The 13,677-nt window shown below is 46.9% G+C and carries 12 protein-coding genes and 1 pseudogene; 5 read left to right on the top strand and 8 right to left on the bottom strand.

Annotated elements, in window-relative coordinates; genetic code table 11:
- A pseudogene (locus tag CCB157_RS18465) lies at positions 1-145 on the top strand (IS256 family transposase); the annotation flags it as partial.
- A gap of 157 nt (positions 146-302) precedes the next feature.
- Here CCB157_RS18465 and CCB157_RS11155 read toward each other — a convergent pair.
- Together CCB157_RS11155 and CCB157_RS11160 are read right to left on the bottom strand one after the other, a co-directional pair.
- The gene (locus CCB157_RS11155) at positions 303-1,169 is read right to left on the bottom strand and encodes a Gfo/Idh/MocA family protein (protein WP_143287020.1); all 867 of its coding nucleotides are present in this window, start codon (positions 1,167-1,169) and stop codon (positions 303-305) included.
- A 180-nt stretch (positions 1,170-1,349) separates the two neighbouring features.
- On the bottom strand, positions 1,350-2,498 hold the full coding sequence (locus tag CCB157_RS11160) for an NAD-dependent epimerase/dehydratase family protein (protein ID WP_077615974.1): 1,149 nt from the start codon (positions 2,496-2,498) through the stop codon (positions 1,350-1,352).
- Between the two features lie 171 nt (positions 2,499-2,669).
- Here CCB157_RS11160 and CCB157_RS11165 point away from each other — a divergent pair, with 171 nt between their 5' ends.
- On the top strand, positions 2,670-3,584 hold the full coding sequence (locus CCB157_RS11165) for an NAD-dependent epimerase/dehydratase family protein (RefSeq protein WP_158077288.1): 915 nt from the start codon (positions 2,670-2,672) through the stop codon (positions 3,582-3,584).
- A 173-nt stretch (positions 3,585-3,757) separates the two neighbouring features.
- Here the strand turns inward: CCB157_RS11165 and CCB157_RS11170 are convergent, their stop codons facing one another.
- The gene (locus CCB157_RS11170) at positions 3,758-4,726 is read right to left on the bottom strand and encodes a Gfo/Idh/MocA family protein (RefSeq protein ID WP_077615976.1); all 969 of its coding nucleotides are present in this window, start codon (positions 4,724-4,726) and stop codon (positions 3,758-3,760) included.
- 131 nt (positions 4,727-4,857) lie between these two features.
- Between CCB157_RS11170 and CCB157_RS11175 the strand changes: the two genes are divergently transcribed.
- The 3 genes from CCB157_RS11175 to CCB157_RS11185 all read left to right on the top strand — a co-directional run bounded on the left by CCB157_RS11175 (position 4,858) and on the right by CCB157_RS11185 (position 8,593).
- On the top strand, positions 4,858-5,970 hold the full coding sequence (locus CCB157_RS11175) for a DegT/DnrJ/EryC1/StrS family aminotransferase (RefSeq protein ID WP_077615977.1): 1,113 nt from the start codon (positions 4,858-4,860) through the stop codon (positions 5,968-5,970).
- On the top strand, positions 5,967-6,719 hold the full coding sequence (locus tag CCB157_RS11180) for an N-acetyltransferase (protein ID WP_077615978.1): 753 nt from the start codon (positions 5,967-5,969) through the stop codon (positions 6,717-6,719). The genes CCB157_RS11175 and CCB157_RS11180 overlap by 4 nt, the downstream gene beginning before the upstream one ends.
- A 251-nt stretch (positions 6,720-6,970) precedes the next feature.
- Positions 6,971-8,593: a glycosyltransferase family protein gene (locus CCB157_RS11185; protein WP_077615979.1), complete on the top strand. Its 1,623-nt coding sequence runs from the start codon at positions 6,971-6,973 to the stop codon at positions 8,591-8,593.
- A 52-nt stretch (positions 8,594-8,645) separates the two neighbouring features.
- Here the strand turns inward: CCB157_RS11185 and CCB157_RS11190 are convergent, their stop codons facing one another.
- The 5 genes from CCB157_RS11190 to CCB157_RS11215 all read right to left on the bottom strand — a co-directional run bounded on the left by CCB157_RS11190 (position 8,646) and on the right by CCB157_RS11215 (position 13,590).
- The gene (locus CCB157_RS11190; protein ID WP_077615980.1) at positions 8,646-9,209 is read right to left on the bottom strand and encodes a DUF420 domain-containing protein; all 564 of its coding nucleotides are present in this window, start codon (positions 9,207-9,209) and stop codon (positions 8,646-8,648) included.
- Positions 9,210-9,660: 451 nt separating this feature from the next.
- Positions 9,661-10,551 (bottom strand): N-acetylmuramic acid 6-phosphate etherase, encoded by an 891-nt coding sequence (gene murQ, locus CCB157_RS11200; protein WP_238594677.1) that lies wholly within the window; start codon positions 10,549-10,551, stop codon positions 9,661-9,663.
- A gap of 72 nt (positions 10,552-10,623) precedes the next feature.
- Positions 10,624-11,763, bottom strand: coding sequence for an exo-beta-N-acetylmuramidase NamZ family protein (locus CCB157_RS11205; RefSeq protein ID WP_077615983.1), 1,140 nt, complete (start codon positions 11,761-11,763; stop codon positions 10,624-10,626).
- Between the two features lie 31 nt (positions 11,764-11,794).
- Positions 11,795-12,631, bottom strand: a complete 837-nt coding sequence (locus tag CCB157_RS11210; RefSeq protein WP_077615984.1) for a carbohydrate ABC transporter permease — start codon at positions 12,629-12,631, stop codon at positions 11,795-11,797.
- 14 nt (positions 12,632-12,645) lie between these two features.
- Complete coding sequence (locus CCB157_RS11215) at positions 12,646-13,590, bottom strand: carbohydrate ABC transporter permease (protein WP_077615985.1); 945 nt, start codon at positions 13,588-13,590, stop codon at positions 12,646-12,648.
- Positions 13,591-13,677: the final 87 nt, after the last annotated feature.

Here is a 13,677-nt window from a genome sequence, read left to right on the forward strand (position 1 = left end):
CGCCGTGTTGATCGAAATGGACGAAAAATGGATATCGGGACGCAAATACCTGGATATGTCCGACTATTGGCAGTGGCGGAAAACGAAAGAGTTAGGCGTTCAAACGATGAATCAGGAAGTTTCGGCGATCAAGAAAGTGGGATAATTTCTTCGACGTGTCAAGGAGAACGTGAAATACCTCGGAAGCGAGGAGTTGCCGCGAAAGCGCCTTGACACACCTGTACTTTGACAACAATGATCATTAGTCCGGGAAGGCGACCGGCAGGGAGACTTGCCGGACTTACCTGCCATACGTCAGGTCATCAGGTCCATCTTTCTATCAAAGGGAAATTTACACAATAAAATGGACTTGACCCATGATGCGGAACAAAAACCTTTTCAACAATGTTTTGTTGATGATAATTGATAAACCACGGATTCATGAAAAAGTTCGTTGAACGCGAGATGAGAATATTTTTTTTCAATAAATCCGCTTGGATAAAGGCATCCTCCGTAATGACACGAATCGTCCGCACCTTCTCCTCGGTTTTGTAGCTGGCCGTGAGTTGGGCGATCGCGCCCCTTGTAAACCGCGCAATGACAATCGCATGTTTTACCGTATCGTCCATGATTTGACCCATACTATAAAACTTCAAAATCTCATCTTTTAATAGGTGATATAAAATATAGATATCATGGATCATCAAATCATTGACCACATCTTCATGTAAATGGCGTGGCTCAAAGGGGCTCATTCTATGGACATCCACGGCGATCACTTTTTCTTGTGCCAATACATTTTCAAGCTCCATAATCGCTGGATTATATAACTCAATATGGCCGACTTGAAGTTTAACGCCTTTTTCTGTAGACGATCGAATTAACCTTTTGGCTTCAGACACGGTCCGAGCGATCGGTTTTTCCATCAACATATGCACATGATGGTTAATGCATTGCATGCCGACTTGATAATGAAATTTTGTCGGAACGGCTATGCTGACGGCGTCGACTTGAGCCAGAAGGGAATTGAGTTGATCAAATTTCTGGACGTTGTATTTTTCCGCCATTTCTTGGGCCCGATCGAAGTTGTTATCGTATATGCCGATGAGTTGGCACTGTTCGGCTAAAGACGAGTAGACGCGAACATGATTTTCCCCCATGATGCCTGTCCCAATGACTCCTACCCTCAATATTTCCTCTCCCTTCTTTAAGAGCTACAACATCCTATGCAATGTCACAAAATCGGGAGAGGACAAATGTCCCGGAGGTTCAGTGCATCATCCATCACACATCGGCCAAACGTCAGCGCTTCAGGCCGAATGATCCTTTACCCCCGCAAATTTGGACTCGGCCTTTTTCCCGCCCCATTCTTATTGGCCTAACAAAGCGGTTTGGTATCGACTAATGGTGTCTCGATAAGGCAACAAATCGGTCATTGTTTGGCGAATACTCGATTCAAGGACTTGGGGTTCTTTTTTGAGCAACCGTTCGATGAAGCCGCGGTTATCCATTTCCATTTGGTGATCCTCTTTTTCAACTCTGGGATTTTTGATATGCGTCAATTGCACGTCAATGCCCGCTTCTCGACCCGCTTTTTGGACGGCTTCCCCTAAATCTTTCGGACTGACGAGCAGAGCCGCTTGATTGAAGACTTCGTATTCTTTGGCCTTGTTCATGTTTACGGCGTTAACTACGGAGGTCGCCGCATCCTCAAGCGTGATCATCGGTTTTTTCTGTTCTCCTTTGCCGTAAATGGTGATCGGATAATTGGACAGCGCCTGAGCGCAAAAACGGTTGGGAACCACGCCGAAATAAAAGTCAAAGTCAAATCGGGTGGCCAATTTTTCCGATCGCTTCGTTTCCTCTGTCTGAGAACCAAAAATAATGGACGTGCGGATATCCGTAATCGGGATTTTCCACATGTAATGCGCCAAAAACAGATTATTGATATCGTTCGCCCGGCTCATGTGATACCACGAGGTGGCCATGGCCGGATACGGGATTTTTTCCTTGCCCTTTTTCCCCTCGACCGTTAAAAACCCTTCGGGAATTTTAAATTCGGGCGCGCCATAAACCCCGGTTGTAGTCGTCACGATGAGGTGGCGATCCTCAAGGCCGAGTTCATGCATCCCCCATAAGATGTTCCTCATCATGCCATTGTTATTTTCCTGCGTAAAAGCAGCCGTTCGACCGTTGATATGAGAATACGGCGCCGAAGGCTGGGAAGCGAGATGGACGATGGTTGTAGGCTTAAACTGTTTCAATAATTGGTAAACAAAGTCGATATCCGTCAAATCGCCCTTTATAAAATGCAGATTGGTGAATCCTTGTTCATTGGCGGCTTGCATCCGCCCGTCGATCTCTTCGATCGGAATGGCGCTGACGCTGCCGATTTGCTCGACCCACCGTCTCCGCGCGAGATTATCGACTCCGATAATTTGTTCATCCGGAAACGTTTTGCTCAATTTTAAAAAGGTCGGCCAGCCCAAATACCCATCGGCACCGGTTAACAAGATCATTGGCAACCCACCTTGATCGATATAAATTAAACCCATTCATAGTGGCAATATATGTTCCATAAAAACGGTTGTGACAATATGGGGCCCCGCGAAAAAAGAAACGCAATTGCGCCATTCACCCATGCATGAACGGAAAAAATGAATAATGTAACTGAGGAGGAGGAATTGGTCATGATTCTTGTAACGGGCGCTGCGGGCTATATCGGCTCTTACTTTATCAAACATTTAACGGAAAACGGCCACACCGAAAAAATCAAAGCGGTCGACAACTTTGAATGCGGGCACCATGAGCGGGTCAATGATATAAAAATTGACAAACTGGACTTGACGGATATCGCTCAAGTCCAATCCATCATGAAGGACGTCAGCATCGTCGTGCATTGCGCGGGCATCAGCTCCATTCCGGAATGCGAAAAAGATAGCCAACGCGCCATACTCGCCAATCTTTTGGCGGTGCGCCACCTCCTTGAAGAAGGGGCTAAAAACGGTCTGAAAAAAATCATTTTTCCCTCGTCCTTTTCCGTTTATGCCCCCGGACAAGCGCGCATTTCGGAGCGGTCGGCGCTCGGGCCTTACCACTTTTACGGCCATTTGAAGCTCTGGGCAGAGATGCTCATCCAATCCTATAAAAATAGCCACCGCATTGACTACGTGATTTTCCGCCAAACCAATGTGTGCGGAAAAGGCTTAAGCCACAAAAACAATGTCGTCCATGCGATGTGCCAGGCGGTCAAAAACGATCACCCTATCACGATTTATGGCGACGGCCGCCAGACCCGCAATTTTATCCATATTAAAGATGTCGTCCATTATTATCGTTTGGCCATGAAAGATCAGCATCAAGGGATCTATAATTTAGGCGGCCATGAAACCAAATCCATCAACAATATCGCCCGCTTGATTGCCGATCGCGGCGAACAAACCATGAAGAAAAAGGTGCGCATCATCCATTTGCCGTCGGATCGTGAAGGAAGAGAATTGACCACGCCGGACTTTGTTTGCGATATTTCCAAGCTCATCAACGATTTCCATTATTCTCCGCGTCATTCTATACAAGATATCATTCAGGAAGACTTGGAAGCGTAGTTTTCGGCGCGTTTTTTTTTTTTAAAGACCAACCTTGCATTCATGCGTCCGAAAAAGGCTTCTGCCCTCGGCGGATCAATGATGAGCGAGACGGCAAAAGAAAGAAAGGCGGGACGCTCGGCGCCAATGAAAAGCCGGGCCGCCGCTCTTATTCGCGCTTAGCCTATCCGGTACTATGATCCGTAAATCTCTTTCGCAATAAGATCGGACAGTTCCATGACGCGGCGGCCGTCTTCCGCCGACACTTCAGGGCGGTCGTTGTTCAAAATCGCCTGGATGAAGTGCCTCATTTCATCTTTGAGCGTTTCCCTTTTTTCTACTTCCAGCAGTTTGCGCTTGCAGTGATAGGAGCGCCTATCGGTTCTTTCCAAGATTTCAATTTGATCTTTTAATAAATCCGCAATCACCGTCCGGTCTTTTTCGATCACTTGAATGCGCCGCTCGTGATGTGCGCCGGCTCGATTGCCGGACACATGGACGAACACCCCATTTCCGAGAAGAATGTGAGCGGAGACGTGGTCCGCGAACGGTTGGATTTTCAAATGGCGCTTCGTCACACCGGCCGCTTTCACCTGGGCGATATCGGTTTGCAACCGCCGGGCGATTTTAAACGACAAATCCAAGTCGTGAACCATGACGGCCAAAATGACGTCGACGTCCACCTTTTTTCGCAGTGGGATATGCCTTTTCAATTCAATGGAAACGACATCATCCCAACGGACGAGTTCTAAAAGCTGCTGAAAAACCGGATGAAAACGCTCGACATGGCCGATCTGGATTTTGACGGGATGCGCCTGTAACAGCGCTTCAATGCGCCGCGCTTCGTCGACCGTGTGCATAAAAGGCTTCTCGACAAAGACGTGTTTGTCCCGGAGAATGGCCTTTTTTGTGACGGCATAATGACCGCTCGTCGGCACGGCGACAACCACCATGTCGGCCGCCGCCAACAATTCCTCATCGTTCTCATAAAAAGGCACGCGATACATTTGGCTCACTCGTATGCCGCGTTCCGTCGCGATGTCATATACCCCGACGACTTCGGCTTCATGGATTTCCAGCAGATGGCGCAAATGATTGGTCCCCATAAATCCGGCGCCTACGATGCCGACTTTTATAGGCGGGGCGATTTGACCGTTTTTCAATGGTATTTCCTCCTCTATGCCGGATGCACCCGGGTTTGGACGGCGTGATCCCCGAAGATCCAGCGCAATCCTGCCGTTTCTTCATATATATGTGTGTATGGAGAAAACGCAATGAAGGAGTTTACGACCTCATGAACATTCCCTTAATGGATATTCAACGGCAAAACCGGCAATTAAAAAAACGACTTCATGAAGCTGTGCAGAGGGTTTTGGAGAGCGGGACTTTCATCAGCGGCGAAGAAAACCGGTTATTGGAAGCGAAAATGAAGCGATATACAGGGGCCAAACATGCCATTGGCGTGAACAGCGGCACCGATGCCCTCATCCTGTCCTTGCGGGCCTGTGGAATCGGCCGGGGAGACGAAGTCATCACCACCCCCTATACCTTCTATGCCACCGTTGAAGCCATCTTGCAGGTCGGCGCCCTCCCCGTCTTCGTGGATATCCATGACCGAACTTATAACATCGATGTGGAACAGCTTCAGCTGGCGCTCTCGGAAAAAACCAAAGCGGTCATCCCCGTCCATCTCTTTGGTCTACCGGCGAATTTGCAAGAAATACGGGCATTCGCGGATCGCCACAACCTTGTCGTCATCCAAGATGCCTGCCAAGCCGCCGGTGCAGCTTACCACGGGCAGCCGATTGAAGCATGGGGCGATTTGATCTGCCTCTCTTTTTACCCGACAAAAAATTTGGGCGCGTGCGGGGACGGCGGAATGATTCTGACCAACAACGATGAATACGCGAACCGTCTGCGGCGTTTGCAAACCCATGGAACCTATAAAAAATATCATCATGCCGAAGTGGGCTATAACAGCCGGCTCGACGAACTCCAAGCGGCGATTCTGTCGGTGAAGATCGACTACTTGCCGCAATGGAATCAACAGAGGCAAAAGAATGCCAAACAATACAATCATGCCTTTAAGGACCTGCCGATCGGTCTGCCGGTGATGCCTGATGACCGGGACCATGTCTGCCATTTATATGTTTTAAAAACGGAAAAAGCTCCCGAACTGATGAACTATTTACAGGAACACGGGGTCGGTTCCGGCATATATTATCCGCTTCCGCTTCATCGGCAAATCGCCTTAAAGAACAAATACAAATCGCTCGACTTGGCACGGGCCGAATCCGCCGCCGGGAAAACCGTCGCGATCCCCGTTTATCCCGAGCTGACGGAGGATGAAAAAGCCTTTGTCATTGAAAAGGTGAAAACATTTTTTACGCAGGAGGGCAGGCGATGAAAAACAAGAGGGATAGTTCCGTTATTCTGGGACAAGACGTGGCGATCGGGGAACATGTCCATTTCGGCCCAAACGTTGTGATCGGCGACCGCGTCAAGATCGGCCATCATGTCGTGATTAAAGAAGGCGTGACGATTGAACATGACGTGGATATCGGCGACTTTGCCATCATCGGCAATCCGCCGCTGCGCGGCCCCTCCCCCTTGCCGCCGACACGCATCGAAGCCGGGACAAGGATCGGCCCCCGCGCCATCATTTATAAAGGTGCCTTGATCAAACGAAATTGCTATGTTGCGGATCTCGCCACCATTCGAGAGCGCGTGATCATCGGCGACCATACCATCATTGGCAGAGGCGTCGCGATCGAAAACGATACCGAGATCGGATCACGGGTGAAAATTGAAACCAATGCCTATATCACCGCCTACTCCAACCTTGGCGACGATGTATTTATCGCACCGGCCGTCGTGACATCCAATGACCCGACCGCCGCCCGATCCAGCCACCCGATACGCCTTAAAGGAATTACGGTCAAAACGGGCGGACGCATCGGCGCCGGGGCCGTCATTCTGCCCGGCATCACCATACACAAGGAGGCATTGGTCGGCGCCGGCAGCGTCGTGACCAAAGACGTGCCGGAAAAAGTCATTGTTATCGGGAATCCCGCCCGCATATTAAAGGCCGTGCCGGAAGAACAATGGCTGAGTTGTTTGAGATCCGCCGCTCAAAACGAAAACCATCTTCAGTAACAATCGCCGTCCTTCAACGCATCCGTTTGTGCGCGGGGCATAGCCCAATTGCCAAGCGTTCGGCCGTGAAAAACCGAATTGAGGCTTGTTCCGCCCATCCGGCGCTCTCCATCATAAAAGACAGCTTGAGATGCCGTTGCATACATTCAAAATCATGCCGAAATTAATGGCCATTGGGGGCAAAGAAAAAACGGTGAGTCCGTTTTAGAGGATCGGGGAAGATAGGGAAACTTTTTCGAGGTGGGGTAGGAATGATGAAGTGGTATTTTTTTGAAACCTTTACGTATTTTGCGCAAACGATCACCGAAGCGTTTAAGGATCTCAATATTCCCGTCGTGACGCCAAATTTTGCACCCGAAACAAATGCGCCCGCCGCCTTAAAGAAACAATTGGACGCCTGCCGCCCGGATATCATTTTGACCACGGGATGGACGGCCTGCCACCAAAAAAGCTATCTTCAAACCATTAAGGACTATTGCGATCGGCATCGGGCGTTTCACGTGTATTGGTCGTTGGAAGACCCGCTCCATACCGAATTGTGGAGTAAATATATCTTGGAAAATGCGGCGCCGGACTACGTCGTCACGCATGAATTCGGGTTCGACCAACAATATCAAAAGTGGGGCATCCCTTCAAGTTACCTTCCATTGGCTTGTCTCCCGGCGATTCATTACAAACGCATGGCCGTGCCCACATACGTTTCAGACATCGCGGTCGTGGGCAATTATCATCCATCCGCTCCTTCGTTCGTCGCTTTTAGACACCACAGCCTCAATACTTTGCTGAAACCCTTATTGGAGCAAAGGGAATATAGCATTTCGTTTTATGGAAAAAATTGGAATATCTATACTAAAGGAATTAAAAAACCGCTTTCCAAAATTTCCTTCCGCGGGAGCATTCCTTATCAAGAAGTGCCTAAGGTCTATAGTTCCGCCAAAATCGTCTTAGGCATACAGAACACCCCGCAGCTGTTGACGCGAAGAACCTTTGAATCGATGGGATGCGGGGCTTGTTTGTTAACCTTGAACACGCCTGCCGTCAACCGCCATTTTGAAAACGGCAAGCATCTCATAGCCGTGAACAATGAAAGCGAGACCGTTGAGAAGACCGACCTTCTGCTGGAAAACGAGCCGATGCGGCAAACCATCGCGGCCAACGCCCAACAATGCGTCCACGAACACCACACGTACCAGCAACGTTTAACGGCATTATCGGAACGAATCGCTTCTTATGTGGACGCCAAGAAAAAAAATAAAAAAATCTTTCCATTACCTAACGAACTCCACAAAGAAATAAAAACCTCGTTCACCGCATCGATTGATCATCGGAACCAATGCCGGACCGACCAACTTTTTGTCCACAAAGAGAACGGGAAAAACTTACAAACAGCGTACCTCGCTTTTCCATTAAAAAAGGACGCGGATTATGAGCTGACCAAGGCCACCTTAAAAGTTTTTCTCAGTCAAAAAACGGAGCAGCCCTGCACCATCCAATGCTATCAAGTGCTGTCGCCATGGAACGCCGCCACACTAAAATCGAGAAAAAAGCCGGTCCTGAACAAGACGCCCATCGGCTCCATAACGATCGACCGGCCTTTTACCCCCGTTTATCCGTGGACGGAAAATTGGTACACCCTTGACATCACGCAGGCGGTCAAAGATTGGTTGCGGCGAAGCGAAGGAAATTTCGGTCTTTGTCTTACCATGGGGCCGGACAGCGATGGAAAAGCGTGCTTTGTCGGCCAAGATTACAAAGGAGGATTCCGGCGGATTATGTATAGCGATCGCTTTTTCCCCAAATTGGAATGCGTGTATAAGAAAACAACTGATAAAATAGTAAAAAAAGCATGGCGGGCATTTCTGCCCATGACCTGAAACGGCCATGGTTTGTTGCGGAAGGCATAAGACGGCCGGCCAAGCGCCGTTTTTAGTAATACGGCGCCATCATCAAATAAACGATCACGCCGGTCAAACTCACATAAAGCCAGATCGGCATCGCCCAACGGACGATTTTTTTGTGCTTATTGACTTGCATCGTCCACCCGTAGACCAAGGCAAAAAGCGCGAGCGGCACGATAATGGCGGCCAGGATGCTGTGAGTAATCAAAATGGTAAAGTAAATGGGCCGAATGATGCCATGTCCGCCGTACTTCGCCGTTTCCGGAGAAATATAGTGGAACGTCAGATAAGAAATGAGAAAGAGCAGCGTCGTCGTAAACGCGGCCAGAATAAATCCCCTATGGATTTTGATGTTTTTTTTGCGGATCGCAAAGAAGGCTGCCAACAAAAAGATAAACGTAAAGCTATTAAAAATGGCGTTGAGCCGCGGGAAGATCGTGATATCGAAGTTCACTTTTCCTTGATAGCCGATCGGCGAAAAGAACAACAACAAAATCACGGCCACTGCGACGATTGAAAAAGTCCAGATCGCCACGGCATAGCTTTTATTGTTCAACGATTGCTCATTTTTATGGCTTTTATCTTTGCTCATCATTCCATCTCCCCAGTCACCATTGTTCATAGTTAGTATAACGCGAAGCCTTCTACTTTAAAATGGCAAATTGCTGAACTCCGGGACAGGGCAGCTTATTTATTGCGATTTTGCAAATGGATGAACAAAAGGAAACCTCACCCTTAAATAGGTGAGGTTGGAGCGCAAAACTTTAAAAACCGAAGGCATTGACGTCAGGCGGCTGCTCCGAAAATCGCAACGGGGAAAGCCGTCGTTTTTAAGAGAAGCGGCGGATTCCATCGCTCCCGCCCAAGTGCACTGGCGAAAGCGGATGTTATTTATCTCTGTCACAGGCCCCGACCGCGCCTCGGACATATTTGATGGCATCGATGACATGGCCAAAAATGGCTGGACCGCAATCGCCGCAACCGGGAACCTATGACGTTCGTAACGCCCACGTCAGCCCGAGCCTCGCCGGATTTCTTAACCGTTAAGTTTGGGAATCCTCTTGTATGGCCAGCCGCACGTAGCCGTCGGCATCGTCAAGCTGTTTGAGCGCCTGCTGATAGTCGACTCGATTTTTGATCATGACGAGAGCCGCTTTGACATTGTTATCCGAGTTTTTTAGCGCTTCCCTTGCCGTATCGTCGTCCGCCCCCGTCGCCATTTTGATGATGTTGATGGCGCGCTCTCGCAATTTCCGGTTGCTGATGTGCAAATCCACCATCAAGTTCCGGTAGACCTTTCCCAATTTAATCATCGAGGTGGTCGTGATCATGTTCAATATCAGCTTTTGCACGGTGCCCGCCTTCATGCGCGTCGACCCGCTGATGACTTCCGGCCCCGGCACCGCTTCGATTTTATAATCGGCAATTTCCCCGATCACCGACTGCTCGTTGCATGCCAGCGCCACCGTCTTCGCTCCGCAGCGTTTCGCCCATTCCAAAGCGCCGACGACATATGGCGTTTTGCCGCTCGCTGCGATGCCGATGACGACATCCTTGCCCGACAGCGCCCGATCCTGAAGGTCCTTTTTGCCTTGCTCGCTGTCATCTTCCGCGCTTTCCACGGCTTGGTAGACGGCTTCTTCGCCACCGGCAATCACCGCCTGAAAAAGCTCTTTGCTCACACCGAAGGTCGGCGGACATTCGGCCGCTTCCAGAACCCCCATGCGCCCGCTCGTGCCCGCTCCGACGAAGAACACGCGCCCGCCGTCTTTAATGGCCGCCACGACGGCCTCGACGACTTCGGCAATCGCCGGTATGACTTGTTTGACGGCATGAATCACCTTCTCGTCCTCTTTGTTCATGAGCGTCAATATTTCCATCGGAGACATATGGTCAATATTCACGGTATCCGGATTAATGCTCTCTGTCGTCAAACGATGATCACCCAATACGTTCACCAGCCATTTTTATTTTTATTAATTTTATTCATAAGTTTGTCATGTTTTTTACTCATAAATAAGATACGGTTTGATCATTTCATTAAAATCTTGGATCTCTCTTTCACAATCCGACAAATATTCCTCAACTCTATGCTCCCTGATAATCCTTTGAAGTTTATCCGTTCCCGCTAATAAGTTAAACGGTGAACGTTTATTATCGGGATCACGGAATTCAAGGGCTTCACCATAAAGTTCAGAAATGGTTTCCAATAATACCAAACCCGTTCTATAACTGTTTACTTTCCTTATATCCATTACATGTAATTGGACACCAGCGCACCATTGATCTTTATATTTTTGATAGGTCGGAATGAAACTTGTTGGCCTGGCAATAATCCCCTCAAGTTGTTTTTCGTTTAAGCGTTTTGCTAGTTCATACCCATTAATAAAAGGAGCACCAACAATTTCAAAAGGACGCGTCGTCCCGCGACCTTCTGAAAGATTGGTTCCTTCAATTAGACAGGTTCCCGGGTACAAAAGACTCATGATTTGACCTGTTGAGTTCGGAGATGGAGGGACCCATTGCAACCCCGTATCAACGAAATACATGTCCCTTTTCCAACCCGACATCGATATAATACTCAAAGAGCATTCCAAACCAAATTCTCTTTGAAAAACAAGTGCCAATTCTCCTATTGTTAAACCATGGCGATTGGGCAAAGGATATTGTCCAACAAAGGAACGAAAATCTTCTTCCACAATATTACCTTCTCGCTTTAAACCTCCAATCGGATTTGGACGGTCCAGAATAACCACTTCAATATCCAGATCTTTACACGCTTCCATCATATTCGCGACGGTATAAATAAAGGTATAGTAACGGGCTCCGATATCTTGCAAATCGACAACCACAACATCTAACGAATCCAACATATCTTTTGTCGGCTTACGAGTTTCCCCGTATAGACTGAATACAGGCAGACCAGTGTATGGATCAACTCCAGAAGCGACTTTTTCGCCTTCTTTCGCATCACCGCGAATACCGTGCTCAGGACTAAACAAACAAATCAAATCTATTTCTGGATGTTCAAAAAAAAGATCAATAGTTGGTTGTAACCGAGCGTTTACACCCGTAATATTTGTCAATAAACCCACACGTTTATTTTTGTATTTCCCCACCCATTCTTCAAAAAAAAAGATCAACACCTAACCCAATCATTTGTTTATCTCACTCCAATTATTTTATGGCACCGGCAGTTAACCCTTGGATAAATTGTTTAGACATAATAAAGAAAACGATGATGACCGGAATGATGGAAATGGACAAACCGGCAAACAACAAGCTCCAATCCGTAGTATATTCACCAAAAAATGAAGCAATGCCGACTGGAATGGTAAACTTTTCGGGCGAACTCATTAAAATGTATGGGAAAAAAAAGTCGTTCCAATAGGACATAAAATTGAATATAGCAACGGTCGAAAGCGCTGGTCTTACGAGAGGCAACATAATTTTGTAATAGATTTGGAAGGCATTGGCACCCTCCATTCTTGCCGCTTCAAGAAGCTCGTTCGGTATGTTCTTAAAAAATGTATAAAGTATAAATATAGAAAAGGATAATCCACTTGCCACATAAACCAAGATCAGCCCTGTAAATGTATCCAAAAGATGAAGGTCACGAATAATCAAATAGAGAGGAATAATTGCTAACCGTAATGGAAGCATTAAGCCCAATAGAAAAATAAAGTAAATCACAAAATTTCCTTTGAATTTAAAACGTGCAAGCACATATGCCGCCATAGATGACAACAACAAAACGAGTAATACTGAAGCAATACTTACAAAAACGCTGTTTTTAAAGTAGACGCTAAAATTGGCTTCATCCCAAGCCGCTGTAAAATTTTTTAACGAGAAATGACTAGGCAAGCCATAGGGTTTATTAAAGATTTCTTGATTACTTTTAAATGCATTCAGAATGACAATAATGGTAGGATAAATAACCGTTATGGCATAAGCAATGAGAAATAAGTGAATCAGTATCCATTTGACTCTAAAACCTTTGCCCGCATATACCATTAGGCAACCCCCTCTCAATACTCGACATTTTTCTTGGTCTGAAACCACACGGAAAGAATGGAGAAAGGAATAATGAGTATGACCATGATAGTCGCTAGCGCTGCTCCCAATCCCATGCCGGATGCGGTGCTTCCCATACCTCCGAACGCTGTACGATAGAAAAGCGTTCCAAGTACATCGGTTGAATAAAACGGCCCTGCTTCTGCACCTTCCAATAAAAAGATCAATTCAAACGTGCCAAAACTTCCTATGAATGTTAAAACTGCAATGGTTAACATTGGAGGTATTAGAAGCGGCATCACGATTTTTGAAAATATCGTTCTTGTATTAGCACCATCAACAATGGCCGCTTCAATTAAGCTTTGTGGAATACCGATGATTGCAGAGAGAAATACGAGAATGGGAAAACCCAAGCTATGCCACAGCCCAATTAAAATAATGACCAGCAAAGCTGTATGTTCATTTCCCAACCAAGGTAATGCAAATTTTCCTAATCCAATACTTTTGAGAAGGTTGTTTACAATCCCCCATTGAGGATTTAACAATAATCCCCAGAGGAAGGCGACGACAGCCAAAGAAAACGTATGCGGCATAAAGAAGATTGTTTTGTAGAAATTGGAGCCTTTAATTTTTTGTGACAATAGAAAAGCGACAAGCATGCCAAAGAAAACACTAAAAATGACATTTATGATAAAGACGATGACATTATGACCTAACGCCCTATAAAACATGGTTGAATAGGGGGGTTCAGTTAACCATTTAATATAGTTGTCCAATCCAACGAAATCCGTAATTGGGCCAACCCCGCTCCACTTAAATAAACTGATGTAAATGCTATTGAAGAAGGGATATAAAATAAAAATTGAATATAACAACAGCGCCGGAAACAACATCAATAAAAAACTGTATTTTTTAATCCATGCGGTTTTCTTGCTTTTTTGACTTCCAGCAATCGACATGTTTCAATCCACCTCCTAGCATGAATAACACCAAGATAGGTCACAGGGGGGTAAATGGCTTCCTAATTGACAAGGAAGCCATTTACC

Source organism: Caenibacillus caldisaponilyticus (assembly GCF_002003465.1).
In the GTDB taxonomy this organism is placed as follows: domain Bacteria; phylum Bacillota; class Bacilli; order Bacillales; family Sporolactobacillaceae; genus Caenibacillus; species Caenibacillus caldisaponilyticus.